Source organism: Hafnia alvei, assembly GCF_034424155.1.
Lineage (GTDB): Bacteria > Pseudomonadota > Gammaproteobacteria > Enterobacterales > Enterobacteriaceae > Hafnia > Hafnia alvei.
Genome location: NZ_CP139992.1, coordinates 3479617 through 3504929 on the forward strand (window position 1 = coordinate 3479617; position 25313 = coordinate 3504929).

General features: G+C 47.9%; 25 protein-coding genes and 1 pseudogene. 14 read left to right on the forward strand and 12 right to left on the reverse strand.

The window, feature by feature from the left end:
- The first annotated feature begins 98 nt into the window (after window positions 1-98).
- Window positions 99-3086, forward strand: coding sequence for a PAS domain S-box protein (locus U0008_RS16260; protein WP_043495054.1), 2988 nt, complete (start codon window positions 99-101; stop codon window positions 3084-3086).
- Here U0008_RS16260 and U0008_RS16265 read toward each other — a convergent pair.
- Together U0008_RS16265 and alkA are read right to left on the reverse strand one after the other, a co-directional pair.
- Window positions 3083-3565, reverse strand: a complete 483-nt coding sequence (locus U0008_RS16265) for a methylated-DNA--[protein]-cysteine S-methyltransferase (protein ID WP_025800063.1) — start codon at window positions 3563-3565, stop codon at window positions 3083-3085. The genes U0008_RS16260 and U0008_RS16265 overlap by 4 nt on opposite strands.
- A complete protein-coding gene (gene alkA / locus U0008_RS16270) occupies window positions 3565-5001 on the reverse strand; it encodes a DNA-3-methyladenine glycosylase 2 (protein ID WP_043495061.1) in 1437 nt (478 codons plus the stop codon). Before alkA ends, U0008_RS16265 begins: the two co-directional genes overlap by 1 nt.
- A 195-nt stretch (window positions 5002-5196) precedes the next feature.
- On the opposite strand from alkA, the gene yegD reads away from it, so the two are divergent.
- Window positions 5197-6549: a molecular chaperone gene (gene yegD, locus U0008_RS16275; protein ID WP_043495056.1), complete on the forward strand. Its 1353-nt coding sequence runs from the start codon at window positions 5197-5199 to the stop codon at window positions 6547-6549.
- A 38-nt stretch (window positions 6550-6587) separates the two neighbouring features.
- Here yegD and U0008_RS16280 read toward each other — a convergent pair whose 3' ends face one another.
- Window positions 6588-7130, reverse strand: a complete 543-nt coding sequence (locus U0008_RS16280; protein WP_043495058.1) for a DUF1003 domain-containing protein — start codon at window positions 7128-7130, stop codon at window positions 6588-6590.
- A 728-nt stretch (window positions 7131-7858) separates the two neighbouring features.
- On the opposite strand from U0008_RS16280, the gene U0008_RS16285 reads away from it, so the two are divergent.
- Entirely contained in the window at window positions 7859-9220 is a 1362-nt protein-coding gene (locus tag U0008_RS16285) for an APC family permease (RefSeq protein WP_043495060.1), read from the forward strand.
- 81 nt (window positions 9221-9301) lie between these two features.
- Here U0008_RS16285 and tnpA read toward each other — a convergent pair whose 3' ends face one another.
- From tnpA to U0008_RS16305, 4 genes are all read right to left on the reverse strand, one after another.
- Window positions 9302-9739 (reverse strand): IS200/IS605 family transposase, encoded by a 438-nt coding sequence (gene tnpA / locus U0008_RS16290; RefSeq protein WP_043495692.1) that lies wholly within the window; start codon window positions 9737-9739, stop codon window positions 9302-9304.
- A 181-nt stretch (window positions 9740-9920) separates the two neighbouring features.
- On the reverse strand, window positions 9921-10391 hold the full coding sequence (locus U0008_RS16295; RefSeq protein ID WP_043495070.1) for a GNAT family N-acetyltransferase: 471 nt from the start codon (window positions 10389-10391) through the stop codon (window positions 9921-9923).
- A 4-nt stretch (window positions 10392-10395) separates the two neighbouring features.
- Window positions 10396-10824, reverse strand: coding sequence for a TOBE domain-containing protein (locus U0008_RS16300; RefSeq protein ID WP_043495072.1), 429 nt, complete (start codon window positions 10822-10824; stop codon window positions 10396-10398).
- A 180-nt stretch (window positions 10825-11004) separates the two neighbouring features.
- Window positions 11005-11331 carry a DUF2623 family protein gene (locus U0008_RS16305; RefSeq protein WP_043495207.1) on the reverse strand — a complete coding sequence of 109 codons (327 nt, stop codon included), beginning with the start codon at window positions 11329-11331 and terminating at the stop codon, window positions 11005-11007.
- A 298-nt stretch (window positions 11332-11629) separates the two neighbouring features.
- On the opposite strand from U0008_RS16305, the gene U0008_RS16310 reads away from it, so the two are divergent.
- From U0008_RS16310 to nqrE, 3 genes are all read left to right on the forward strand, one after another.
- A complete protein-coding gene (locus U0008_RS16310; protein ID WP_004095514.1) occupies window positions 11630-11833 on the forward strand; it encodes a hypothetical protein in 204 nt (67 codons plus the stop codon).
- 62 nt (window positions 11834-11895) lie between these two features.
- The gene (locus U0008_RS16315; protein ID WP_043495073.1) at window positions 11896-12321 is read left to right on the forward strand and encodes a GNAT family N-acetyltransferase; all 426 of its coding nucleotides are present in this window, start codon (window positions 11896-11898) and stop codon (window positions 12319-12321) included.
- A gap of 158 nt (window positions 12322-12479) precedes the next feature.
- Complete coding sequence (gene nqrE / locus U0008_RS16320) at window positions 12480-13079, forward strand: NADH:ubiquinone reductase (Na(+)-transporting) subunit E (RefSeq protein WP_043495075.1); 600 nt, start codon at window positions 12480-12482, stop codon at window positions 13077-13079.
- 360 nt (window positions 13080-13439) lie between these two features.
- Here nqrE and yjjG read toward each other — a convergent pair whose 3' ends face one another.
- The 5 genes from yjjG to hpaR form a co-directional block, all read right to left on the reverse strand.
- Entirely contained in the window at window positions 13440-14114 is a 675-nt protein-coding gene (yjjG, locus tag U0008_RS16325) for a pyrimidine 5'-nucleotidase (RefSeq protein WP_043495077.1), read from the reverse strand.
- Between the two features lie 152 nt (window positions 14115-14266).
- Complete coding sequence (gene lpxP / locus U0008_RS16330; RefSeq protein ID WP_046358880.1) at window positions 14267-15187, reverse strand: kdo(2)-lipid IV(A) palmitoleoyltransferase; 921 nt, start codon at window positions 15185-15187, stop codon at window positions 14267-14269.
- Window positions 15188-15522: 335 nt separating this feature from the next.
- Entirely contained in the window at window positions 15523-15735 is a 213-nt protein-coding gene (gene cspE / locus U0008_RS16335) for a transcription antiterminator/RNA stability regulator CspE (RefSeq protein ID WP_004095506.1), read from the reverse strand.
- A 469-nt stretch (window positions 15736-16204) separates the two neighbouring features.
- Complete coding sequence (locus U0008_RS16340) at window positions 16205-16843, reverse strand: hypothetical protein (RefSeq protein ID WP_043495081.1); 639 nt, start codon at window positions 16841-16843, stop codon at window positions 16205-16207.
- Between the two features lie 289 nt (window positions 16844-17132).
- Entirely contained in the window at window positions 17133-17576 is a 444-nt protein-coding gene (hpaR, locus tag U0008_RS16345) for a homoprotocatechuate degradation operon regulator HpaR (RefSeq protein ID WP_025800084.1), read from the reverse strand.
- Between the two features lie 353 nt (window positions 17577-17929).
- On the opposite strand from hpaR, the pseudogene U0008_RS16350 reads away from it, so the two are divergent.
- The 8 genes and pseudogenes from U0008_RS16350 to hpaI form a co-directional block, all read left to right on the forward strand.
- Window positions 17930-18538: pseudogene (locus U0008_RS16350) on the forward strand (fumarylacetoacetate hydrolase family protein); the annotation flags it as partial.
- 32 nt (window positions 18539-18570) lie between these two features.
- Entirely contained in the window at window positions 18571-19335 is a 765-nt protein-coding gene (locus U0008_RS16355) for a fumarylacetoacetate hydrolase family protein (RefSeq protein WP_043495083.1), read from the forward strand.
- Window positions 19332-20798 carry a 5-carboxymethyl-2-hydroxymuconate semialdehyde dehydrogenase gene (gene hpaE / locus U0008_RS16360; protein WP_025800089.1) on the forward strand — a complete coding sequence of 489 codons (1467 nt, stop codon included), beginning with the start codon at window positions 19332-19334 and terminating at the stop codon, window positions 20796-20798. The genes U0008_RS16355 and hpaE overlap by 4 nt, the downstream gene beginning before the upstream one ends.
- A gap of 63 nt (window positions 20799-20861) precedes the next feature.
- Window positions 20862-21719, forward strand: coding sequence for a 3,4-dihydroxyphenylacetate 2,3-dioxygenase (gene hpaD / locus U0008_RS16365; RefSeq protein ID WP_043495086.1), 858 nt, complete (start codon window positions 20862-20864; stop codon window positions 21717-21719).
- Between the two features lie 9 nt (window positions 21720-21728).
- On the forward strand, window positions 21729-22112 hold the full coding sequence (locus U0008_RS16370; RefSeq protein WP_043495088.1) for a 5-carboxymethyl-2-hydroxymuconate Delta-isomerase: 384 nt from the start codon (window positions 21729-21731) through the stop codon (window positions 22110-22112).
- Window positions 22113-22189: 77 nt separating this feature from the next.
- Window positions 22190-23668: an NAD-dependent succinate-semialdehyde dehydrogenase gene (locus tag U0008_RS16375; protein WP_051874171.1), complete on the forward strand. Its 1479-nt coding sequence runs from the start codon at window positions 22190-22192 to the stop codon at window positions 23666-23668.
- A 25-nt stretch (window positions 23669-23693) separates the two neighbouring features.
- The gene (gene hpaH / locus U0008_RS16380) at window positions 23694-24497 is read left to right on the forward strand and encodes a 2-oxo-hept-4-ene-1,7-dioate hydratase (protein WP_043495210.1); all 804 of its coding nucleotides are present in this window, start codon (window positions 23694-23696) and stop codon (window positions 24495-24497) included.
- Window positions 24498-24507: 10 nt separating this feature from the next.
- Window positions 24508-25311, forward strand: a complete 804-nt coding sequence (gene hpaI / locus U0008_RS16385; RefSeq protein WP_043495090.1) for a 4-hydroxy-2-oxoheptanedioate aldolase — start codon at window positions 24508-24510, stop codon at window positions 25309-25311.
- The last annotated feature ends 2 nt before the right edge of the window (window positions 25312-25313 follow it).

Genomic DNA, 25313 nt, shown 5'->3' on the forward strand with positions numbered 1-25313 from the left:
ATGACATTTAGACTAATATTCGTGAAAATGTTAGCGCAAGAAATATCAGATAAATTAATATATTGAACGTGTCATTTACACGTCACTAAGGCAGGGGTATGGATGTCAGTTTAGATGTTGGCGATGAAAAAAAGCCCTACTTTATTGTGACCCTCACCATTTTCGCCGGTCTAATTTACCTGCTTGCCTGCTTCTGCATCACACTTACTCAGCACGACACCAATCTGGCTTCTCTGTGGTTCCCCACGGCGGCGACCATTGCCTTTTTATTCCACCATAGAAAGCATCAATGGCCTTTTATACTGATCGCGGCTCAGCTAGCGACCATGGCAGCCAACTGGACATTTTTCCCCATCAGTCTTTTTTCGATTCAGCTCGCTCTGATTAATCAGGTTCAAGCCGTGGTCTGCACCTTGCTGTTGAGCCGCTTCTTGAACCACAAATCGCCGATAAACGGCCTCTACACTTGGCTCCGATTCGTTATTTGCAGCGTGATACTTGCGCCGCTATTTAGCGCAACGTTAGCCGCCACCATTGTTTCGCTGCACGGGCTTGCGCCATTCAACCAGATCTTTGGCGTCTGGTTTATGTCAGAATCAATCAGCGTGATGGCACTCACGCCGGTGGGCCTTCTTTATTATCGTGGTTTTTGGCGTAAGAGCCTGAATGAGCGAACGCTGACAGAAAGCATCATGATCATAGCGATTGCGATGGTTTCCTGCTTTTATGCCATGCAGTACCTGCCCTTCCCCTTCACTTTCGCCATTATTCCCATGCTTTGGGCCGCGATTCGCTTACCGCTGCTACAGGCTTTCACCAGTTTTTTATGTGTGATTATCCTGCTGGCAATCATGATGGCCTATCACGTAGTCGATATACGTTCGGCCTACCCTTCAGTGAATGATGTACTGGTTTATACCCCGCTTCTCCTAGTGCTATTGCCCGTTAACTCGGTTGCTGTACTGATGCACGCATTCCGCTTAGAGCGCGACCACATCGAAGAAAGCGAAACTCGTTTTCGCAACGTTATTGAATTTTCAGCCATCGGTACCGCGTTGGTTGCTCTTGATGGCCGCTGGATCCAGGTAAACCCTGCGCTTTGCCAGATGCTGGGCTATCCTGCTCGCACGCTAACCGACATGACGTTTCAAGACATCACGCACCGTGACGATTTGGAGTCCGATCTCAGCCAGCTAAGCGCTTTAGTTGAAGGCAAAATCAGCAGCTACAGCATGGAAAAACGCTACTTACACAGTTCAGGCACCAGCATTTGGACTCTGCTCAGCGTCTCCTTAATTCGCGACCCGCAAGGCGAACCGCTGTATTTTGTATCGCAAATCAAAGACATCAGCGAAATAAAGAATAACGAAAGATACAAACAACAGCTTTTAGACAAACTGCATGAAGAAAAAGAGCGTCTGCATATCACCTTAACGTCGATCGGCGATGCGGTAATCAGCACCGATAGCTTGATGCGCGTGACGTTTATGAACCCTGTGGCAGAAAAGATGACCGGCTGGACACAAGAGGAAGCGCTCGGTTTGCCTATCGACAATATCGTACATTTATACGACGGCATTGATGGTGACAGCGTCTACCCGCTACGTACCGATGAGAATAGTCATACCAGACGTGCCGAAGATCGTCTGATCCTCAAAAATTTGCAAGGCGCACATTTCGATGTGCAGAGTAGGGTCTCCGAGCTCACATCCATTAACGGAAACTTAATGGGCTATGTGCTGGTGTTCCAAGATGTCAGCGAATCCCGAGAACTGCTACGCAAACTCTCTTATAGCGCATTGCATGACCCTCTTACAGGGCTCCCGAATCGAGTGAGCTTTGAACAGGCGCTTAAACGAGCCCTCCGTCAGGCCGTGGAGGAAGAACGCACCCATGCGCTGATATTCCTCGATCTTGATCGGTTTAAAGCCGTCAACGACAGCGCTGGCCATGCCGCGGGCGATGCCCTATTGCAAAAAATCAGCCAACTCATGCATTCAAATATCCGTACTCAGGATATATTGGCTCGTCTGGGCGGCGATGAATTTGCCTTTATCCTCATCGATTGCGAAGCAGACAAAGCCAAAGAGATCATTACACGCGTCATCAATCAGATAAATGACTACATCTTTGAATGGGAAGGAAAACTTCATCGCGTTGGGGCTAGCGCAGGCATGACGCTTATCAACATAGGCAATGCACTAGCTGTCGATTTGATGAATCAGGCCGATATTGCGTGTTACACCGCGAAGCACAGCGGACGTGGCAAATTGATGAGCTATGAACCCAAACACAAGCAGCACATAAACTATGGCAAAGGGTTGCTTGGCGCAGAAGAAATTGATGATATTTTGACTCAAAACCGCATCAACATTCAGGCCCAGGGGATTGCTCCGCCGAAAACGCCCCAGTCGATTGCTTTTTATAATCTCGAACTTATTCCTCATAGCACCGCGGGCATCAACATTTTACCTGAGCTATTTCAGGAGTCCTGCTTCCAAAACCATCGTAGAGAAGAGGTCGATCGCTGGATGCTGCGTGAAGTGCTTGAGAACCAAGCACAAGCATTAAAAAGCAAAGGAATCAGCATAGCTATCCCTGTTGCCACCAGCAGCCTGTGCAACCCAACATTTACCACACAAATGTTTGAGATGATTCAAGCTTCACAGCTTCCTCCTACTCGATTACTGATTAGAATACCTGAAAGCGCTCTCAACGAAGATTACGCACATGCACAACCAGCTCTCAATACGCTCACTGAGTTGGGCTGTCGCTTGATCGTTGAAGACTTTGGTCGCAATCTCAGCGTGACTGAACGTTTGCAGTCAGTCAAAATCGAATATGTCATGATCACACCAACGCTTATCACCAACGTACATTGCAACCAAATGGATGAAGTTCTGGTTTCGATCATCCACGGAAATGCATGGCGACACGGCGCACAGACTATCGCAGGACCTGCAGATATACAGGCCTCCTTGCTTACCCTCGATAGCATCAAAATCGACTTAACATTTGGCAATATGATTCAAGAAGTTAAACCGCTTTCGTCCGTTCTCCAAGGCGGATATTTCGGCATTAACTAAAGCGGAATATCGGCGCCCTCTCGCTTCAAAAGCCAGGCTTTCCTATCAATGCCGCCCGCATAACCGGTCAATTTCCCCGAAGATCCAATTACCCGATGGCACGGGATCACGACCGACCACGGATTATGACCGATCGCCTGAGCAACGGCCCGCACGCCCTTAGGGTTACCCACTTTCAGAGCCACGGCCATATAGGTACAGGTTTCGCCGCACGGAATCTCACTCAGCGCCTGCCATACAGCCTGTTGGAATGGCGTGCCACGCACCGCTAGCGGGAAATCAAAGCCATCGCTTTCACCGGAAAAATAAGCCTGTAGCTGCTGACGAGCACGTTCAAGCACGGGATGATTATTGAGTTCCTGATGCTGACGAAAATCAGGAAGATATTTTTGCCCGTCAAAATAGACGCCATGTACAAAGCTATCATCAAACAAGATAAACATCTGGCCCTGAGGCGTTTTAAACTGGCTGTAATTCATCAACATGTCTCCATTGTCCAAGCGTCGTTATGCCAAAGATGTAAATTGGCATAGGCCCGCCATGGCCGCCATCGTTCGGCATATTTCACAATTTTACTCGGCGTCATCTGCGGGAAACGCTGTTTAATCAGATAATCGCCCTGCAAGAAAGCATCTGGCCAGCTCCACGCGCGCATCGCAATATAGGTGGCGGTCCAACTGCCGATCCCCGGAATAGCTGTGATAGCAGCAATACTCCCTTCAATATCCAGAACATCTTCTAAGATCAGACGTCCCTCGCTCACCTCGTGCGCCAAACGCACAATACTAGCAGCACGTTTAAGCGGGATGCCGATGGTTTTCAGCTCTTCCGCAGAAAGCGCAGCCAACCGATTAGCATTAGGGAATATGGCATTCAAACCTTCTAACGGCGTTTCGACGAAATCCCCCCACCGCTCAGCAATCGCCGAAGCAAATTTCGCCGCCATTTTTACACTCACTACCTGCCCTAAAATAGCGCGTACCGACTGTTCAAACGCATTCATGCACCCCGGCAAACGCAACCCTGGATTGTGCATGGCAAGCTTGCCTAAGCCTTCAGCAATAGCCTGTGGGTCCGCATCTAAATCTAACAATTGACGAACTCGGCGCAGCACTTCTGGCGCATGGGCCGTTAAAGAACTCGAAATCTGTACGTTAACCCGACATCGCGACTCATCAGGATGCAAAGCAATCCATCCCGAATCCTGCCCCACGCGCAACGTGCGCTGATACTCTCCTTCCACCGTCACCTTATCTACACCCGCCACACAACGTGTCTGCAAAAACCCTAGCATCCAGCCCCAATCATAAGGAGGACGATAGCTGACCGACAGCATGAGACCTTCTTCTTGTTTCGCCTTGTTGGCGCGCAAAGAGCTGGGCGTCATTCGATACCTCGCACTAAATAGTTCATTGAAACGACGCAGGCTGCCAAACCCCGCGCTAAATGCGACTTCTTCTAGTGGCAACTGGCTATCCATTAAAAGCCGTTTAGCCTGTAGCAAGCGATAAGACTGTGCATACTCAATCGGGGAAGCACCAAAATGCTCGGCGAAAACCCGTCGTAGCTGGCGATCCGAAATACCGAGACGCGACGCTAACGCTTCACAACTGTGCTGCGTTAAATAGCCCTGCTCAATCAACTGAACCGCAACCTGTATGTAGCGATTAGAGAGATCGACGATAGATAGCCCAGGGGCAAGCTCTGGGCGACACTTTAAACAAGGACGATAACCATCACGTTCAGCTGCCGCCGCGCTCGGATAAAAATGACAGTTCTCCGCTTTCGGCGTGCGCGCCCCACATACCGTACGGCAATATATTTTTGTTGATGAAACGCCAACAAAAATACGCCCATCAAATTTGGGATCGCGTGCTTTTAATGCGGCATACCAGATTTCATGATTACCGTTCATATTTTCCCCCGCTTCTTCTGTATACAGCTTATCTTTAATTATCCGTTCTGACTCGCGGAAATCGGACATTGATATCACAACAAAATTGGCATCAGCATGCGCTTAAAAAGGAATGACGGGAGGAGTTCATTGATGAAAACGGCACAATAGAGTAAAGTCGCCGCCCTTCATGGCATGGGGAACGCAGGAGAACATATGTTTATTGGATTTGATTACGGTACCGCAAACTGCTCCGTCGCAGTCATGCAGGGTGACCAACCTGAATTACTACCGCTTGAGCAGGACTCTCCGTATCTGCCCTCAATGTTGTGTGCGCCCACGCGTGAAGCAGTAAGCGAATGCTTACATCGCCATTGGCAAGTGCCCACTGGCAGCGATGAAAATCAGCAATTGCTGCGCCGTGCAATAAATTTTAATCGGGAAGAGGATATTCCCGTCACCGCAGACAGCCTACAGTTTGGCTTAAAGGCGCTAAGCCTGTATGTAGAAGATCCTGAAGAGGTCTACTTCGTCAAATCACCAAAGTCATTCTTGGGTGCCAACGGCTTAAAACCTCAGCAAATCGCGATGTTTGAGGATTTGGTGTGCGCTATGATGTTCCACATCAAGCGTCAGGCAGAAAGCACGCTGAATCAATCAATTACCCAAGCGGTTATTGGACGCCCGGTCAACTTTCAAGGTACCGGCGGTGAAGACGCGAACGCGCAGGCGCAAGGTATTCTTGACCGTGCCGCACACCGCGCAGGTTTTCAGGATGTGACTTTTCAATTTGAGCCGGTTGCCGCGGGGCTAGATTTTGAAGCAACGCTGAATGAAGAGAAAAAAGTGCTGGTCGTTGATATCGGAGGGGGTACAACCGACTGCTCTGTGCTGCTGATGGGGCCACAGTGGCGCGATCGTACCGATCGTCATGAGAGCCTGCTTGGGCACAGTGGTTGCCGCGTGGGCGGTAACGACTTAGATATCATGCTGGCCTTTAAACAGCTAATGCCGCTGTTGGGCGCGGGCGGCGTCACCGAAAAAGGCACCGCACTACCGGCCTTACCTTACTGGAATGCGGTCGCCACCAACGACGTTCCCGCACAAAGCGATTTTTACAGCACAGCAAATGGCCGCATGTTACGCGATCTGATCCGTGATGCCGCTGAGCCTAACAAGGTTGAACTTCTGCTGAAAGTTTACCAGCAGCGTTTAAGCTACCGCTTAGTACGTAGCGCGGAAGAGAGCAAAATTGCGCTTTCTCAGCAGGATAGCATCAGCACGACGCTGGATTTCATCGCCAACGGTTTGGTACAGCACCTCAACGTTCATGAATTAGCCGAAGCTATCACTCAGCCTCTCGAACGCATTCAGGAACAGGTTAGCAGTGCCTTGACCGTCAGCAACATTACGCCTGATGTCATCTATCTAACCGGAGGAAGTGCTCGCTCACCTCTGATTCGTGATGCGTTGGCGCGTCAGCTACCGGGGATCCCTATCGTCGGCGGCAATGATTTCGGCTCGGTCACAGCCGGCCTAGCACGCTGGGCGCAGCGCATTTATCGCTAAGCGTAAGTAAATACCAACTTACCCATTAAATATGGCACCTATTGAACATCATCTGTAGGTGCCACGTTTTTTGTCTGCTGTGCAGCGGCGTCAAGGCGCTCAGTCAAACGGCGAATCGCTTCCGTGAGTGCCTGAATCTCTTTCTCTTTCAACAAATCGATTTTTTCATGCAACAACTCGATTTCTAGCTCAGCTTTCACGTTAATCTCAAAATCATTTTCCGCCCTTTTTCTATCCATATCACTTTGCCGCGTTTGGCTCATCATAATGGCGGGTGCCGTATAGGCTGCCTGAAATGAAAGCAGCAAATTCAAGAGGATAAATGGGTAGGGATCCCACGCATTATGGCCAAACCATGCATTACCAACCATCCAGCACGCCAGCAAAATACTTTGAATAATGATAAACCGCCACGAACCAATCACGCTGGTAACGCCATCGGCCATACGTTGGCCTAGCGTTAGAGTAGGCACCGATGCACCTGCTACATTCGCGACCTTTTTCTGATTCAGGAACTTCTCTCGACGTAAACGACGTGATTCACGCAGCTTTTGTAGTAATGAGTTATCGTTAATATTCATGGAGTTTCTCTGTATCAAACATCAGTAGCTTTCATCGTAGAGCAATTGAATCGACGACAGGATACTCCCACTTTGGCAACGACGTCTGAATTCGTCAAACATGCATCCGCAAAGTCGATAAAAAAAGACAAATCAGGCATCTATTCTCATTTGCGTTACATGATTCAAATCACGAATTAAGATTGAAATTTAGTTCTTCAGTGAATGATTAAGGGCAAAATCGGTTGTGAATTTGTTAGCTTTTTGGGCATGTTTTTTGCCGGAGCTAAATAAAACGAAAAAATAGCACGAAAAGCAAAAAAGAAAGGCCTCAAGTACGCTTAGACATCTTGTCAGATTGCCCCCCGTGGGGCAAAATACGCGCCCTGCAAATGGCCGATGTATAAAATGACATCGGTTATTTTTTTGCATCAGGTAATGAGTTTTATAACTGAGGCCGGCTTAAAACCGGACATGATAATCGCTATTAAGCGGCACATTTAGCCGCGCTACTACTGAGGAAACTTAGATGGGGCAATCATTCGCTTTCGCGCCGGGATTCACTGGCATGCGCTGCAGCAGCAGCGACTACGGGGCTGGAGCTTCTTTCTCCGCTCGTGCTTCTTTTACATCTCCCCTGTCCGAATATTATTCAATTTTTAGTAGTCTCTTCACACGAAGTTTTCCTGTGATCTCTCCGCTTTGCGCAACATCGAACCAAAAAGTCGAGAGCATGGGAGGACTGCGTCATGGCGATTAATACCGCACCTCAAAAACGTGTCGAACTCCGTAAAACATTGACGCTTGTACAAGTCGTCATGATGGGGTTGGCCTATCTGCAGCCGATGACCATTTTTGATACCTTTGGTATCGTTAGCGGTCTCACCGATGGCCACGTTGCTACATCTTATGCTATTGCTCTGATTGCAGTGCTGTTCACTGCGGTTAGTTACGGAAAGCTGGTTAAGCGCTTCCCGTCAGCTGGCTCAGCCTATACTTACGCGCAGAAGGCGATTAGCCCGCACGTTGGTTTTATGGTGGGTTGGTCTTCTCTGCTTGATTATCTGTTCATGCCGATGATCAACATTTTGCTGGCTAAAATTTACCTTGAAGCGATTTTCCCAGGCGTACCGTCTTGGATCTTTGTGGGTGGGTTAGTCACGCTGATGACTCTGTTTAACCTACGAGGCATTAACCTCGTTGCAAACTTGAACTCCATCATTGTGGTGATTCAGGTGGCTATCATGGTTATCTTCTTGGGTCTGGTTATCCACGGTATTTACGGTGGTGAAGGTGCCGGTACGCTTATCAGCAGCCGTCCATTTATCTCTGAAAACGCGCATGTGGTGCCAATGATAACCGGGGCGACGATACTCTGCTTCTCGTTCTTGGGCTTTGACGGTATCAGTTCATTGTCCGAAGAAACGCCAGATGCAGGGCGCGTTATCCCGAAAGCGATTTTCCTGACCGCGCTGATTGGCGGTGTGATCTTTATCGTGGTGTCGTACTTCTTGCAGTTGTACTTCCCAGATATTTCACGCTTCGCTAATCCAGATGCATCACAGCCAGAAATCATGCTGTTTGTCGCAGGCAAGTTCTTCCAGTCCATCATTCTGGTGTTCTCCTGCGTCACCGTGCTGGCTTCAGGTATGGCTGCACACGCCGGTGTTTCTCGCCTGATGTACGTTATGGGCCGCGATGGCGTGTTCCCTGAGCGTCTGTTCGGATACATTCATCCGAAATGGCGTACCCCAGCATTCAACGTGCTGTTGGTCGGTTGCATTGCCTTGTCAGCAGTATCGTTTGATCTGGTGACGGCTACGGCGCTGATTAACTTTGGTGCTCTGGTGGCGTTTACTTTCGTGAACCTGTCAGTTATCTCTCAGTTCTACATTCGTGAAAAACGTAATCGTACGCTGAAAGACAACATCAACTATCTGCTGCTGCCGGTATTAGGTGCCACAACCGTTGGTGTACTGTGGGTGAACTTGGAAGAGAGCTCTATGACGTTAGGCCTGATTTGGGGCGCTATCGGTCTAGGTTACTTAACCTTCCTGACTCGCCGCTTCCGTCAGCCGCCCCCGCAGTATGACGCTGAAATCGCTCAGTAAAAACTCAACCTGATAAGTAAAAATCCACCTCTTGAAGAGGTGGCTTTAAATGGGGCCCCCTAAAAGGGGGCCTTGTTCGTTTTAATCCTGTAATAACGCCATTTGCTGTTCGTATTCTTGGTCTTTCTTATCCTGATGCCTCACGTAGCGCCTGATAATTTCTTCGTTCACTCCAACTGTGTCGGCAAAATATCCCCTCGCCCAAAAATGATTACCCCACAGCTTCTTTCGTATATGCGGAAACTTGTTGTAGAGACGAATAGCTGTGCGCCCTTTCAGGACGCCCATCAGCGTTGAGATCGAGAGTTTCGGTGGGATCATCACGACAAGATGAACATGGTCTGGCTGAACATTCAGTTCAAGTACCTCACAATCTTTCATATTGCAAAGTATATAAACTGAGCGATAAAGCTCTTTACCTACCGCCCCTGCTAAAACCTTGTAGCGATACTTTGGCGTCCACACCAAGTGATATTTGCAACGCCAGAATACATGTGCTGAACTTCTATAACTGCTCATGTCAGTGATTTCCTTCTTACTTGTGGTGAGTAAGCTGGAATTTTCTGGCATGGGCTTCCTTCAGGCTATAGCCTCACAGGGACAATCACCACCTCCCGAGGAGGTGGTTTAAAGCTGACAACTAAAAAGCCCGTTCACTGAACGGGCTTTTTTATATCTCTCTGCCAACGAGTAAATACTCCTACAGACGCTTACTCATGCGCGCATTTTCAAGCTGCTGTCCGCCCACCTCAACGTTTTGGCGATAAACCATCTCAAAACCATAGCGCGTAAAGAAAGGCTGAGCCGTCAGACTGACATAGGCATAAATTTCAGGAAGATTGCGCGTCTGTGCTCGTTGTAGGATTTCATCCATCATCACTCGAGCGATGCCCTGATGCGCAAATGCAGCCGCCACATAGAAATGATCGATTAACCCATCTGGCTGCAAATCGAAATATCCAGCGATCTCACCGTCGACTAAGGTTACGGTTGGTTGGATACGTTCGAGCACCTGTAGCCAATATTTAGGATCCGCGCTAGCCTGAATCCATGCCGTACGCTGAGCGAGGTTATATTCACCCACGGTGAGTTGAGAAACCGCAGACTCATACACTAGCCGCAAAGAAAGCGCATCAGAATGATCAAACAGGCGAAATTGAATCTGCGGCATTAGACTAGGCCTTGGTAGCCAGTATAACGCTGGAGGCTTTAATCAATGCAATTACGCGACTGCCAGCGCTTAGCGCCATTTCCTCTGCGCTTTCGTTGGTAATAACGGAAGTCAATTCAATGCCCTGATCGGTTTTCACATGCACCGTTGAGTTCACCGCACCTTTAAGAAAAGCACTCACTTCACCGGCGAATTGGTTGCGAGCAGAAAATACTAAACCACAATCTTCTGAAGCTAAAATAACCCAAGGTGCTTTGATTAACGCGACGGCTTCTTTGCCTTTAGTTAGGCCCATAGCTTGTTTGCTCGCATGAGTAACAACCGCTACGATTTTCGCGCCACCGTTTAAGGTCAATTCAACCTCGTCATTAACGGCTCCATCCGCGACTGCTGAAATGACGCCACTTAATTGGTTGCGTGCTGAAACAGACATTTTGCTCTCCTTGATTAAACAAACTGCATTGAAGACATAATGGTTTAGACTCTATAAATTACGTAACATCAAGGAGCTAGGTCATGAGTTCACATTGATGTTGCTTGAAATAAACGAATCTACATCAGTCTTTAATACTAACAGAAGTTAATCGTAACAACAGAGACCAACCCGATCTATTCAGCCTGTCGCTTCAGCACCGAAGAAAACTTCGTCTGCGCGGCGTAAGCGTTCATAGCCGGAATAATAATATTCCTGTAAACCCCGATCTTCACTGCCGTGGAAAAAATCAGCAATAGCATCCCGCTCCAGCCCATAGTCACGCGCTAGCTCACCCGCTCGGCAAGCAGCCATGTAACGGTTATCCACCCGCTTGCCAAAGCTGTGCGCAAATCCACAAACAAAACCACGCCGATAATCGAAGCAGTGCTGGCTCATCTCATTGGCCGATTTAGGTTCATAAGCCCTTACTCCATCCATCACACCTTCGCCAAAATGATTTTTCACATCATCCTCCACGACTCTTTCACCATGAGAGATAACCTCAATAAATTGCTATTATTGAGCAAATAGCAATCGTTATATAAATTATTATACAACGATTATATAAATAAAAGGTATACCCTTCGCGAGGTAGGCTAAAGACAAGTCTGAGAATCAAATGGGGAGTAATTCAAGTGTATGACGATCATCGTTCAACCGAGTATAATCACGCGCTTGATTCGAGAACCGCATCATAACGCTATTCTGTAATCACAATATTCTGTTATTACTCAATTTTGTCACGACTATATAGGGGAAGAAAATGGCTGATGAGTTTGACAACGCCAGTGCACTGGAAGAATTAGAGCGTGACCTCGCTCTTGCGAACCGCCAAAAGACACAAATGCCATTTACTGGTATGTGCTATAACTGCCACGAAAAAATTGAAAGTGGCAACTTTTGTGACAAAGACTGCTGTGAAGACTGGCAGAAAGCGCAATGGGCTAAGTCACAACGCCAGCGTTAATATTTTGCTTTAATATCAAAAATATAACGTACAATTTTACTAAACTAACGGGAAGGTCAGAGATGTCATCAACGCCAGCCGAAGTGTGTTATCACGTCAATAAGGCGATCACTGTTGAACAGTTTTCACAATTGTTGTCAGAAACAACACTGGGCCCACGACGCCCGTTAGATAACCCAGAATGTTTGGCAGGGATGTTAGAACATTCAGATATCTTAGTCACTGCATGGGCTGGTGAGCGCCTGATTGGCATCGCTCGTTCAGTGACAGATTTCAACTACTGCTGCTACTTATCCGATCTCGCGGTATCAGAGTCGATTCAAAAGAGCGGCGTAGGTAAAGCATTAATACAGATGACGTGTCGCCAGCTTAAACCTAGCTGCAAAGTTATTCTGCTGGCAGCACCACTCGCACAGGAATATTACCCACGTTTGGGTTTTGATCAACATCCAAGTGCCTGGACCTGTACGGCCGAAAGTCTCATCTAATTTCCCGCCAAATCCTATTTCAATCACAAATTCATTATAAACATCTGCTCTGTGAATGATTTGTGATTGAAAACTGATCGCGCTCAATACTCGGTTTTTCCTGATTGTTAATCTATTATTTCGGATTTTTAATTGATTGACGCTTATGGAAAAGCATGATGCTTGAGCAATACCTGAATATTTTTTTTCGCGCTGTTTTTGTCGAAAACATGGCTCTAAATTTCTTTTTAGGCATGTGTACGTTTTTGGCTGTTTCAAAAAAAATCGAAACGGCATTTGGGCTTGGCCTCACCGTCACCGTATTATTAGCCGTTGCTACACCGCTAAATAATCTCATCTATAACTATCTACTCAAAGACGGCGCTTTAATTGAAGGCCTTGATTTAAGCTTCCTCGACTTTATTACCTTTATCGGCGTTCTTGCCGCACTGGTGCAAATATTAGAAATGATATTGGATCGTTTCTTACCTGCGCTACACCACTCGCTGGGTATGTTTCTACCGCTTTTAACCATTCACTGCGCAATTTTTGGCGCAACCATATTTATGGTTCAGCGTGAATATAACTTCACCGAATCATTTGTATATGGCACCGGGTGTGGGCTTGGTTGGCTACTTGCGATTGTCGCGATGGCAGGTCTACGAGAAAAAATGAAGTACTCAAATATCCCCGAAGGGATGCGCGGATTAGGCGCAGTGTTTTGCACTGCTGGCTTGATGTCACTGGGATTTATGTCTTTTGCCGGTATCAATCTTTAAGCTATCTGGAAACTCAATTAGCCATAAGTGCGAAATGACACATCAATTGTACAGGAATGCGTCATTTGTATGACTTATAGAGCATAATGTGAGCAGCATCACAATGAAACACCGTTTTGAAGTATAAAAAGGATCTATACCGATTCATATTTCAAGGCAAAGCTCATGACTACAACTGTAAAAAATTATATCTCAGACAATAAATCAACTATCGACACTCTTGTCCTACGCTTTTGCTGGGGCGTAGCAGCGCTCGGTGTTGTCGCCTGTGTGTTGCTAACCAAAATGTATTGGTAAATGAATTCCTAGATTTTACTCTTAGCCAAAAAAATCCCCAACTGAGGGGATTTTTTTGCTGCATTAAGCTAACAATATTTTCTGTAGCTCGTTTAACGAGCTTACTTGATAGCTTGGCGAAATACCGTCCGGCAAAGCTGCACCGGTCGTATTCAGCCAGCAGGTATCAATGCCTGCATTGATACCGCCCAAGATATCTGAGTGAGGGTTATCACCCACCATCAAAATTCGTTCTTTTGGCGGATAATTCATCTGTGAGAACGCATATTCAAAGATCCCAACGTCTGGCTTCGCAATCCCCACTTGCTCAGAGATCACCAGTGTAGAGAATGCATCCTTCATCCCAGTTCGCTCTAAGCGCACCGTTTGCAGTTGGGTAAAACCATTAGTAATAATCCCCATATTGGCCTTACCGCTCAGCGCATTCACTAGCTCTCTGGCACCTGGCAATACATCACAGATATCAGCCATCGCCTGTAAAAATGCGTTATTGATTTGGCATGCTGTTACGCCTAAGCGCTGAGCCCAAAGCTCGAAACGCGTGATCTGTAGCTGTTGTGCGTTAATACGGCCATCTTGATAATCCACCCACAGTGGCTGATTAACCGCCTGATACTCTGCATAATCCTGATCGGTAAAATCAACGTTAAAACGAGAGAACATCAGCTTTAAACCTTGAAAAGCATCAAACCGGAACAACGTCTCATCAGCATCAAAAAGAACCCAACTGTATTTCATGGTACTCGCCTCTCTCGTCATTTTTCTTTTCGCTCACTAAACACTGAAAATATCAGGCTTAAAATTCGGGGCTTAGAATAGCGTAAACCCCGAACATTCGCTTAATAAATGGTTCGGGGTTTAGTGTTTAATTAAACTAATTTATGGGTTAATTAGGCGTAGAGAGAAGTATCTCCAACAGGCCGTGTTTTAAATCGGCGATGCAGCCATAAATATTGTTCTGGCGCGCGCAAAATTTCTTTCTCAATCACGCTATTAATAAATTCAGCGGCTGCTTGTTCATTATCGTAAGGATAATCTTTCAGACCGGGCTGAATAATAAGGTGATAGCCGCTACCATCTGGCTTACGGATCAACACCGTTGTCAGCAGAATAGGCTTAGCGAGTTTAGCGATAGTAAAGGTGCCGTTTGTGGTTGCCGCTTTTTTGACAGCGAAGAATGGAGCAAACGAACTTCCCTTCGGTCCGAAATCTTGGTCTGGAGCAAACCACACAGCCTCACCGGCTTTAAGGGCATGAACCATACCGCGCAGGTTACGACGATCAATCATCGCTTTATTAGAGCGAGAACGCCCGCGGGTTTGAACATACTCCATCACTTTATTGTTGTGCTTGCGGTACATCGCCATCATAGGACGACACAGCCCCATCACGCGCCCGCCCAGCTCCAGCGACATAAAGTGCACGCCAATCACCATCACGCCGCGGTTTTCCGCTAGGGCCGCATTGAGGTTCTCAATCCCGCTCACATCAAACCACTTCTTGATACGCGCATCAGACCAAAACCATGCCATACCGGTTTCTAACAGCCCGATACCTAAAGACGTAAAATTATCCGTTACGCGAGCATCTAGCTCTTCAGGTGACAAATCAGGGAAGCACAGCTCGAGGTTACGTCGTGCAATTGTGACACGGCGTTTCAGGAAACGTTTGGAGATACGGCCCATCGCTCCGCCAAGACGGCGAATGACAGGGTAAGGTAATTGGACCAATAAATATAACAAGCCTAAACCGAACCACAGCGACCAATGGCGCGGGTGCAGTAAGCTTGTTGAAAAACCTGAGTGTTTCACAATAGACCTTCTTTCTTTATACATAGCAGTTTGCGTATCGCATAAAGAAGAATTTATCTATAGCGGTACATATAGTCTTTGACTCACTGCGTTTGATTAAGTTGCAGCAAAAATAAAACTTAATGAATTTTATTTTATTCGCACAGCAGATTTATCTTATCTGTCTTAATTTTCAGAATGATACTAGATTTACAAATATTAACGTTGAGAATACATAACCAGACAAAATAAAACGGGCCCTGAATAAACAGGACCCGTTCTAATTAAATGATTACCGGTTTAGCAATTTATGGTTGCCCAAAATCGCAAACTCTGGTGGTCACTTAAAAGCAATATTACAGAGCTACAACGTTAGCTGCTGAAGGACCTTTCTGGCCGTTTTCAACAGTGAACTCAACACGCTGGCCTTCGTCCAGAGTTTTGAATGCGGTGCTCTGGATTGCAGAGAAGTGAACGAAGATGTCTTTGCTGCCGTTGTCTGGAGTGATGAAGCCGAAACCTTTACCAGCGTCAAACCATTTTACTAAGCCAGTCATTTTATCAGACATGATATTTCCTAATATATTTAAAGTAGAGTCGCCGCTCTCGGGCGAAAAAGGTCTGTTCTATCAGAGGACGTACGGGAGCACTAAAGAAGGAAATTCATGAGCGAAGTGATACACATCGCTAAACAAAGAACTGCTTTACTAAAATGTCTTTCATACTGGTTCTGCATTACAAACCGAGAGCATTAACTCATGTTTGGTAGTTTTACGCAAGCACTATCACGAGACAATCTCGAGAATTTTCTCAAAAGAGAAAAAAGACAATAAAATCAAAGAAACAAAACCGCGTTTTTTTATTGAAAAATAATCATAACAATAGAAATAATTTCTGATGTGAGCATGTAGCAAAAAACAATCTGCTCTATTACGTAATCATCCTCAATCGCGATTAGGTGTCTCTAACAAGCAAAATGCATGCTGAGATCTTCAGCATGCATTCATTAGGTGACTTATTTTAAGAGCATAAATAGCTTTAATTATAAGATTCGATCAGCGCTATGTTTTCTTGGCTAAGCATTTTTTTATCGGAACGCATTATGCCCAGTGCGATATCAAATAAGCACAGCATAAACGGAAGTTCGTAAAGTTCCTCAAGTAAATCCTGATAATGACTATCTCTAATAAATATCGGTGCGAATAATCGATGATGTTCAATCGTATCTGAAATAAGAAAACACACCACCATCAATAATACGCTCCACAGTGGTATACTTTGATGTTTTATTCTTTCTACAATCTCTTTACGTAATGCAGGTAATAATAGCATTAATATTAAGGTACCAATTAAAATAACGGAAATTATTCTAAAATAAATTTTAGGTGTTTCGGGGAAAAAATCTCGGCCCCAGCTAATCCCACGACCAAACAACACGACCCACCATACTGTTGCCCAGCACCAGAAAGCCTTTGGACGTGGGGCAAGCGTTAAAGGCTTCATATAGAACCATGTAAAGATCGCCCCAAAAAGCAACCAGGCTGATTGTACATCTTCAATAACCTGCACCACCACACCGTGAGCTAAGGGAAGTTTAAACAACGCTAGGAAAGGAAAAGTGACGGCAATGATAGCGAGAACTGCCGTAGCAGGAGAAAGTGTTTTATTTATATTCATAGGAATATTCATGGCATATTAAGATCTATTTATTGTGCAGTCCTATCAATTTAACAATGCTTTGTCAGTGATATTTTTCAATTTGTGCTTAGGCATATATATTGACCAAGAAACATTATTTTTATTTATCGCAGTAAAAATTCAGCACAAATTGCTTATCTAAAATATGTCCAATAAACAACTCACTGAACCAATGCAGTTGATATTTTAGACATAGGAATAAAAATACGCACTTTATGTAAAGAATAAAATAAGTTCTTTTAACGCGACAATATATAGAGATTTTGATCTATTCCTCGCTCTCGCTTTGGCACAAAGCCGCATCACCTAATGCAATTAATTCATCCAGTAAACTCGTTAGTTGAACCATCTTCTCCGTTGAAAATGCCCTCTCAATCGCCTGATATCCTTCTTCAACCTGAGAACGCGCTTTCTCATAAAGGCTTTTGCCTTCAGGAGTGAGTGAAACATACAGTTTGCGCTGATCGCTTATCGGCTTTAAACGAAGAATAAGACCATCCCTTTCCATACGCGTCAAAATGCCGGTCAAGCTCGGGCGAACAATGCAGGTTTTACAAGAAAGCTCATGAAAATCAATTGAATTATCGACTGCTAACACTCGAATAATGCGCCATTGTTGTTCCGTGAGATTATGGCTTTTCAATATGGGACGAAAAAAACCCATCGCAGTTTCCCGCGCCTGTAGCAGGGCAATAGTCAAAGATTCATGCATAGATTCACACTCTCAAGAAAATCTAACCAAGGCCATCCCTCGGTACATTTTAGGCATTCTACATGTACTTATCATGAGTTCAAATTGAAACTCATTAATAACTAAATAATTATTTATCTAGACTAGATTTGTTTCATTAAAGTTTCAAATAAATAATATTAAAAATACACAAAAAGACTAACAATATGATTTTTAATACAATTAAAAACAATCATGTAAAAACATTGTTACTAAGATCACACTTCAGGCTGATTTTATTGCCTAAATGTTAAACAAGGATTAAAACATGATCATTAACATATTAATAAAAAACATTTCTCATACCGACACGACCATTTGCAAAGGAGTCGTTCATGAAAGGCACCATCTTTGCCGTTGCGCTCAATCACCGTAGCCAGACAGAAGCTTGGCTCGATGCATTTCAGCAACCGCCTTATCAAACACCACCCAAAACCCCAGTTTGGTTTATCAAACCTCGCAATACCGTTATCCACGGCGGCGATTCAATCCCAGTTCCACAGGGAGAAAGAGTACAAAGCGGAGCCACCATTGCGCTGGTCGTTGGAAAAACTGCCCGTAAAATCGCCATCGCTGACGCCGCAGACTACATTGCGGGCTATGCGCTGGCTAACGATGTGAGCTTGCCAGAAGAGTCCTTTTATCGCCCAGCCATTAAAGCTAAATGCCGCGACGGTTTCTGTCCGCTAGGCGAACTAGTCCCTCTGCCCCACGTTGATGCCGTCGATATCATCACCGAAATCAACGGCAAAGAAGCCAACCGCTGGACAACCGCCGACCTGAACCGCAGCGCCGCAGAACTCCTGTGTGCTCTGAGCGACTTCGCCACTCTACAACCGGGCGATGTCATTTTATTAGGAACTCCCCAGCAACGCGTTGATATCCAGCCAGGCGACAGCATCACCATTAAAGCGGCAGGCCTGCCAACGCTTGAAAACAGCGTATGCCTACAGTTCAAAAGGACGGGAGAAACCGCATGAAACACGCTCGCATTCGCCATCAAGGACAAGGTTTTAACGTCACTATCGACGAACAGCACCGCGTCTGTTTACCCAACGGCAGCAAAATTCCGGCTGATGAAGTGCAATGGTTACCCCCCGTTGAAGGCACGCTATTCGCGTTAGGTCTGAACTACGCCGATCACGCCGCTGAGTTGGCTTTTAAAGCCCCAGAGGAGCCCCTTATTTTTATCAAGGCGCCGAACTCTTTAACCGGCCACCAGCAAATATCAGTTCGCCCCGATAACGTTGAATATATGCACTACGAAGCCGAACTCGTGGTTGTTATTGGCAAGCGGGCATTTCAGGTCACGCCGGATGAAGCCATGGACTACGTTGCCGGTTATACCGTGTGTAACGATTACGCTATTCGTGATTATTTAGAAAACTACTACCGCCCTAACCTGCGCGTGAAAAGCCGCGACACACTAACGCCCATCGGGCCTTGGATCGTTGATAAAGCAGACATCCCCGATCCGCATAATTTAACGCTCAGCACCTATGTTAACGGCGAGCTACGCCAGCGCGGCACCACCGCCGACCTCGTTTTCGATATCCCATTCCTAATCGCTTATTTAAGTGAATTTATGACGCTACAACCGGGCGACATGATCGCCACCGGCACGCCAAAAGGTCTGTCTGATGTAGTGCCAGGCGATGAAGTTATCGTGGAGGTTGAAGGCGTTGGGCGCCTGATTAACCGCATTATTAGCCAAGCCGAATATGAGGAGAGCCTGCGATGAAAAAAATAAACCATTGGATCAACGGTAAAAACGTTGCCAGCAAACAGTATTTTGAAACCACGAATCCGGCTAATGGCGAAGTATTAGCGGAAGTGGCCTCTGGCAGCGAAGAAGAGATCAATCTCGCCGTGGCAGCCGCGAAAGAGGCGTTCCCTAAATGGGCCAATCTACCAATGAAAGAGCGGGCGCGTTTAATGCGTCGTTTAGGTGAATTGATTGACGAAAACGTCCCAGAAATTGCTGCCATGGAAACCGCGGATACGGGTCTGCCGATTCATCAAACTAAAAATGTGCTGATCCCGCGTGCTTCGCACAATTTTGAGTTTTTTTCTGAAATCTGTCAGCAGATGAACGGCAAAACCTATCCCGTCGACGACAAAATGCTCAACTACACCCTCGTTCAGCCCGTCGGTGTTTGCGCGCTCGTTTCGCCGTGGAACGTCCCGTTTATGACCGCAACATGGAAAGTCGCACCCTGCTTAGCACTTGGCAATACTGCGGTGTTGAAAATGTCTGAACTTTCCCCCCTGACCGCCGATCGCCTAGGCGAATTAGCGCTTGAGGCTGGAATTCCTGCGGGCGTGCTTAACGTCGTTCAAGGATATGGCGCCACGGCGGGTGATGCGTTGGTTCGCCATCACGACGTACGCGCTATCTCTTTCACCGGTGGTACTGCGACCGGCCGCAACATCATGAAAAATGCAGGCCTGAAAAAATACTCCATGGAGCTAGGCGGCAAATCACCTGTGCTGATTTTTGAAGATGCCGACATCGAACGCGCCTTAGATGCGGCTTTATTCACCATCTTCTCCATTAACGGCGAACGCTGTACCGCAGGCTCACGCATTTTCATTCAGCAGAGCATCTATCCCGAGTTTGTTAAACGCTTTGCCGAACGCGCTAACCGCCTACGCGTTGGCGATCCACAAGATCCCAATACCCAGGTTGGCGCGCTCATCAGCCGCCAGCATTGGGAAAAAGTATCCGGCTATATCCGCTTAGGCATTGAAGAAGGCGCCACGCTGCTTGCTGGCGGCCCAGATAAACCGAGCGATCTACCCGCCTCGCTTAAAAACGGCAATTTCTTACGCCCAACCGTATTGGCTGATGTTGATAACCGCATGCGCGTGGCACAGGAAGAAATATTTGGCCCCGTTGCCTGCCTGATGCCCTTCAAAGATGAAGCCGAAGGGCTGCGCTTGGCCAACGACGTGGAGTACGGATTGGCCTCCTACATCTGGACGCAGGACGTTAGCAAAGTACTGCGACTGGCGCGCAGCATCGAAGCGGGCATGGTGTTTGTTAACACGCAGAACGTACGCGATCTTCGCCAACCTTTCGGCGGCGTCAAAGCCTCTGGGACCGGACGCGAAGGTGGGGAATACAGCTTTGAAGTCTTTGCTGAAATGAAGAACGTCTGTATCTCAATGGGCGATCACCCCATCCCTAAATGGGGCGTATAGCACCACTTCCCCAGCGCTCACGCTGGGGCCTCCGCAATGTATTAAAACGAGAAGCGAGGAAATATGGGAAAGTTAGCCTTAGCCGCCAAAATTACACATGTTCCATCCATGTATCTGTCTGAGTTACCAGGTAAAAACCATGGTTGTCGTCAAGCCGCCATTGATGGTCATAAAGAGATTGGCAAGCGCTGTCGTGAAATGGGCGTAGACACCATTATCGTGTTCGACACTCACTGGTTAGTGAACAGCGCCTACCACATTAACTGCGCAGATCATTTTGCCGGTACTTACACCAGCCATGAACTGCCGCATTTCATTCGTGATATGACCTATGAATACAACGGCAATCCCGAACTAGGGCAGCTTATCGCCAAAGAAGCCTGCGCTATGGGCGTTCGCGCTCAGGCTCACAACATTCCTAGCCTAACGCTCGAATACGGCACGCTGGTTCCGATGCGTTATATGAACAGCGACCAACACTTCAAGGTGATCTCTATTTCGGCGTTTTGTACCGTCCACGCTTTTGAAGACAGCCGGAAGCTGGGAGAAGCCATTCTAAAAGCAATCGAACAATACGATGGCACCGTGGCGGTTCTCGCCAGCGGTTCACTTTCCCATCGCTTCATTGACGATCAGCGCGCCGAGCAAGGCATGAACAGCTACACCCGCGAGTTCGATCACCAAATGGATGAACGCGTGGTCAAGCTGTGGCGTGAAGGAAAATTCAAAGAGTTCTGCGACATGCTGCCGGAATACGCCGACTACTGCTACGGCGAGGGCAACATGCACGACACCGTCATGCTGCTCGGCATGCTCGGTTGGGACAAATACGACGGCAAAGTGGAGTTTATTACCGATCTTTTTGCCAGTTCAGGAACCGGGCAGGTCAACGCCGTTTTCCCTCTACCAGAACACGCATGAGGTCACGCCATGCCACATTTCTACGCTGAATGTACCGACAATATCCGTGAACAGGCTGACCTCCCCGCGTTATTTGCCAAGGTTAACGCCGCACTTGCCGCCACCGGTATTTTCCCTATCGGCGGGATCCGCAGCCGCGCCATCTGGTTAGACACATGGCAAATGGCGGATGGAAAACACGACTATGCCTTCGTGCACATGACGCTAAAGATTGGCTCAGGGCGCAGTTTAGAAAGCCGCCAACAGGTTGGTGAAATGCTGTTTGAGCTCATCCAAACGCACTTCGCCGCGCTGATGGAAAGCCGCTATCTGGCGCTCTCTTTCGAAATTGAAGAGCTCCACCCGCAGCTTAATTACAAACAAAACAACGTGCATGCCCTGTTCAAGTCTTAGCTAAACACCTCCCCTCTCTCATTCGACGAGAGGGGAAACATCAGCGGCCAACATCATAAAAATAACAAGGATCCATTATGGCATCGCCTTTCACCACACTCGCACCGCGTGAGCTGCTTCGTCATCAGGCTTACATTAATGGCCACTGGCAAAGCGCCACTGATGGCCGCACTTTTGCGGTCACTAATCCGGCAAACGGCGAGACCATTGCCGAAGTCAGCGATCTATCCGCGCATGAAACTGAAGCCGCCATTCGCGCAGCCGCCGACGCACTGCCAGCATGGCGTAAGCAAACGGTAAAACAACGCAGCCAAACGCTGCAACGCTGGTTCCAGTTGATTATGCTAAACCAGGCCGAACTAGCTGAATTGCTTAGCTTAGAGCAGGGCAAACCTCAGTCCGAGGCAATGGGTGAAATTGCCTACGGTGCCAGCTTTATCGAGTGGTTTGCCGAAGAGGGAAAACGCGTTTATGGCGAAACCATTCCTTCTCCTTTACCCGGTCGGCGCATCAGCACCATCAAGCAGCCCGTTGGCGTGGTTGCCGCTATCACGCCATGGAATTTCCCCAACGCGATGATCACCCGCAAAGTTGCACCTGCACTTGCCGCTGGCTGCACCGTGGTATTAAAACCCGCGCCAGAAACACCGCTATCGGCGCTGGCTCTTGCCGCTCTGGCACACGAAGCAGGGATCCCTGCCGGTGTGTTTAACATCGTTACCGGCACCGATGCGGCGGCGATTGGTCAGGTATTAACGCAAAGCTCAATCGTACGGAAGCTCTCATTTACCGGCTCTACGCGCATTGGCAAGCTACTGATGCAACAAAGCGCCGCCACGGTGAAAAAGCTCTCGCTAGAGCTCGGTGGCAACGCGCCGTTCATCGTTTTTGACGACGCAGACCTTGATGCGGCAGTCCAAGGTGCTTTAGCGGCGAAGTTTCGCAACAGCGGGCAAACCTGTGTGTGTGCCAACCGCATTCTGGTGCAAGACGGCATCTACGATGAATTTGCTCAGCGTTTGACTCGCGCCGTTAGCGAACTGCGCGTTGGCCCTGCGATTGAACCATCCTCCCAACAAGGTCCCTTAATTAATCAAGCGGCGATTGAAAAGGTACAGGCGCACATCAGCGACGCCGTTTCACACGGCGCACACATTCTTACCGGCGGGGAACAACACGCGCTGGGCGGCCTCTTTTTCCAGCCCACCGTTATCAGCCATGTCACTGAATCCATGCGCATTGCGCATGAAGAAACCTTCGGGCCTGTCGCTCCCCTCTTCCGTTTTCGCGATGAAGCAGAAGCTATTCGCTTAGCGAATCAAACTGAATCAGGCCTCGCCGCCTACTTCTATTCACGCGACATCGGGCGTATTTATCGCGTTGCCGAAGCGCTGGAAAGCGGAATGGTTGGCATCAATGAAGGGCTGATTTCAAACGAAGTCGCGCCGTTTGGCGGGATTAAACAATCGGGTTTGGGGCGCGAAGGTTCGTGCTACGGAATCGAAGATTATCTGGAAGTGAAATATCTCTGCTTTGGCGGAATTGAGAACAACTGAGGTGCCTATGACGGCAAATAACGCAATGTTAACGAAAGAAACAATAAGCCAGATCGCCCACCGCTTACATCAGGCCGAGCAAAGCCGTGAGCAGATCCGCCAGATATCGCTCGATCACCCACAGATCACCATTGAGGACGCCTATGCGATCCAGCGTCAATGGGTCGATCTCAAAATCAACGAGGGCCGCGTACTCAAAGGCCATAAGATTGGTTTGACGTCAAAAGCCATGCAGGCCAGCTCGCAGATCAGCGAGCCCGATTACGGCGCTCTGCTTGATGACATGTTTTTTCAAGACGGCAGCGATATTCCCATCGATAAATTTATCGTGCCGCGCATTGAGGTCGAGCTAGCCTTCGTTCTGGCGAAGCCACTACGTGGGCCAAACTGCACGCTGTTTGACGTGTATAACGCGACGGATTACGTGATCCCAGCCCTTGAGCTCATTGACGCGCGTTGCCACAACATCGATCCAGATAGCCAACGTCCACGCAAAGTGTTCGACACCATTTCCGATAACGCCGCCAATGCGGGCGTGATTTTAGGTGGTCGCCCCATCAAACCCGATGCATTAGATCTGCGTTGGATCAGCGCTCTGATGTATCGCAACGGCGTCATTGAAGAATCCGGCGTTGCCGCCGCCGTGCTCAATCATCCGGCCAACGGCGTCGCCTGGTTGGCCAATAAGCTTGCCGCTCACGATGTGCAACTTGAAGCCGGACAAATCATTCTCGGTGGCTCATTTACTCGTCCAGTCCCTGCCCGACGCGGCGACACCTTCCACGTGGATTACGGCAATATGGGCTGTATTAGCTGCCGCTTTGTATAAGGAAAACCTCATGCCCTCGACCCTACATAACAGCTTTAAGCAGGCCCTCAAAGAAGGGCGTCCACAGATTGGTTTATGGCTTGGTCTGTGCAGCAGCTACAGCGCAGAGCTGCTAGCCGGTGCCGGTTTTGACTGGCTTCTGATCGACGGCGAGCACGCGCCTAATAACATACAAACCGTGCTTACCCAGCTACAGGCTATTGCGCCTTATCCTAGCCAGCCCGTGGTACGTCCTTCATGGAATGACGCGGTACAAATTAAACAGCTACTCGACATCGGCGCACAAACCTTGCTAATCCCGATGGTACAGAATTCCGACGAAGCACTGGCAGCGGTACGCGCCACACGCTATCCGCCGCAGGGGATCCGCGGCGTTGGCAGCGCGCTCGCTCGCGCATCACGTTGGAATCGTATTCCAAACTATCTACAGCAGGCGAATGAACAGATGTGTGTTTTGGTGCAAATCGAAACCCGCGAAGCCCTACGCAATCTGCCCCATATTCTGGATATTGAAGGCATCGACGGCGTATTTATCGGCCCTGCCGATCTGAGCGCCGATATGGGATATGCGGGAAATCCTCAACACCCAGAGGTCAAAAGCGCCATTGAAAACGCGATTTTGCAGATTAAAGCCGCGGGCAAAGCGCCGGGGATCTTAATGGCATCGCCAGAGGTTGCCGAGCACTATCTCCAGCTCGGCGCATTGTTTGTTGCCGTCGGCGTTGATACCACCTTACTGGCACGCGCGGCTGAAAATTTGGCGGCACGTTTTGGCAAGGGCAACGAGCCACCGACCACCGCGGGCGTTTACTGAGT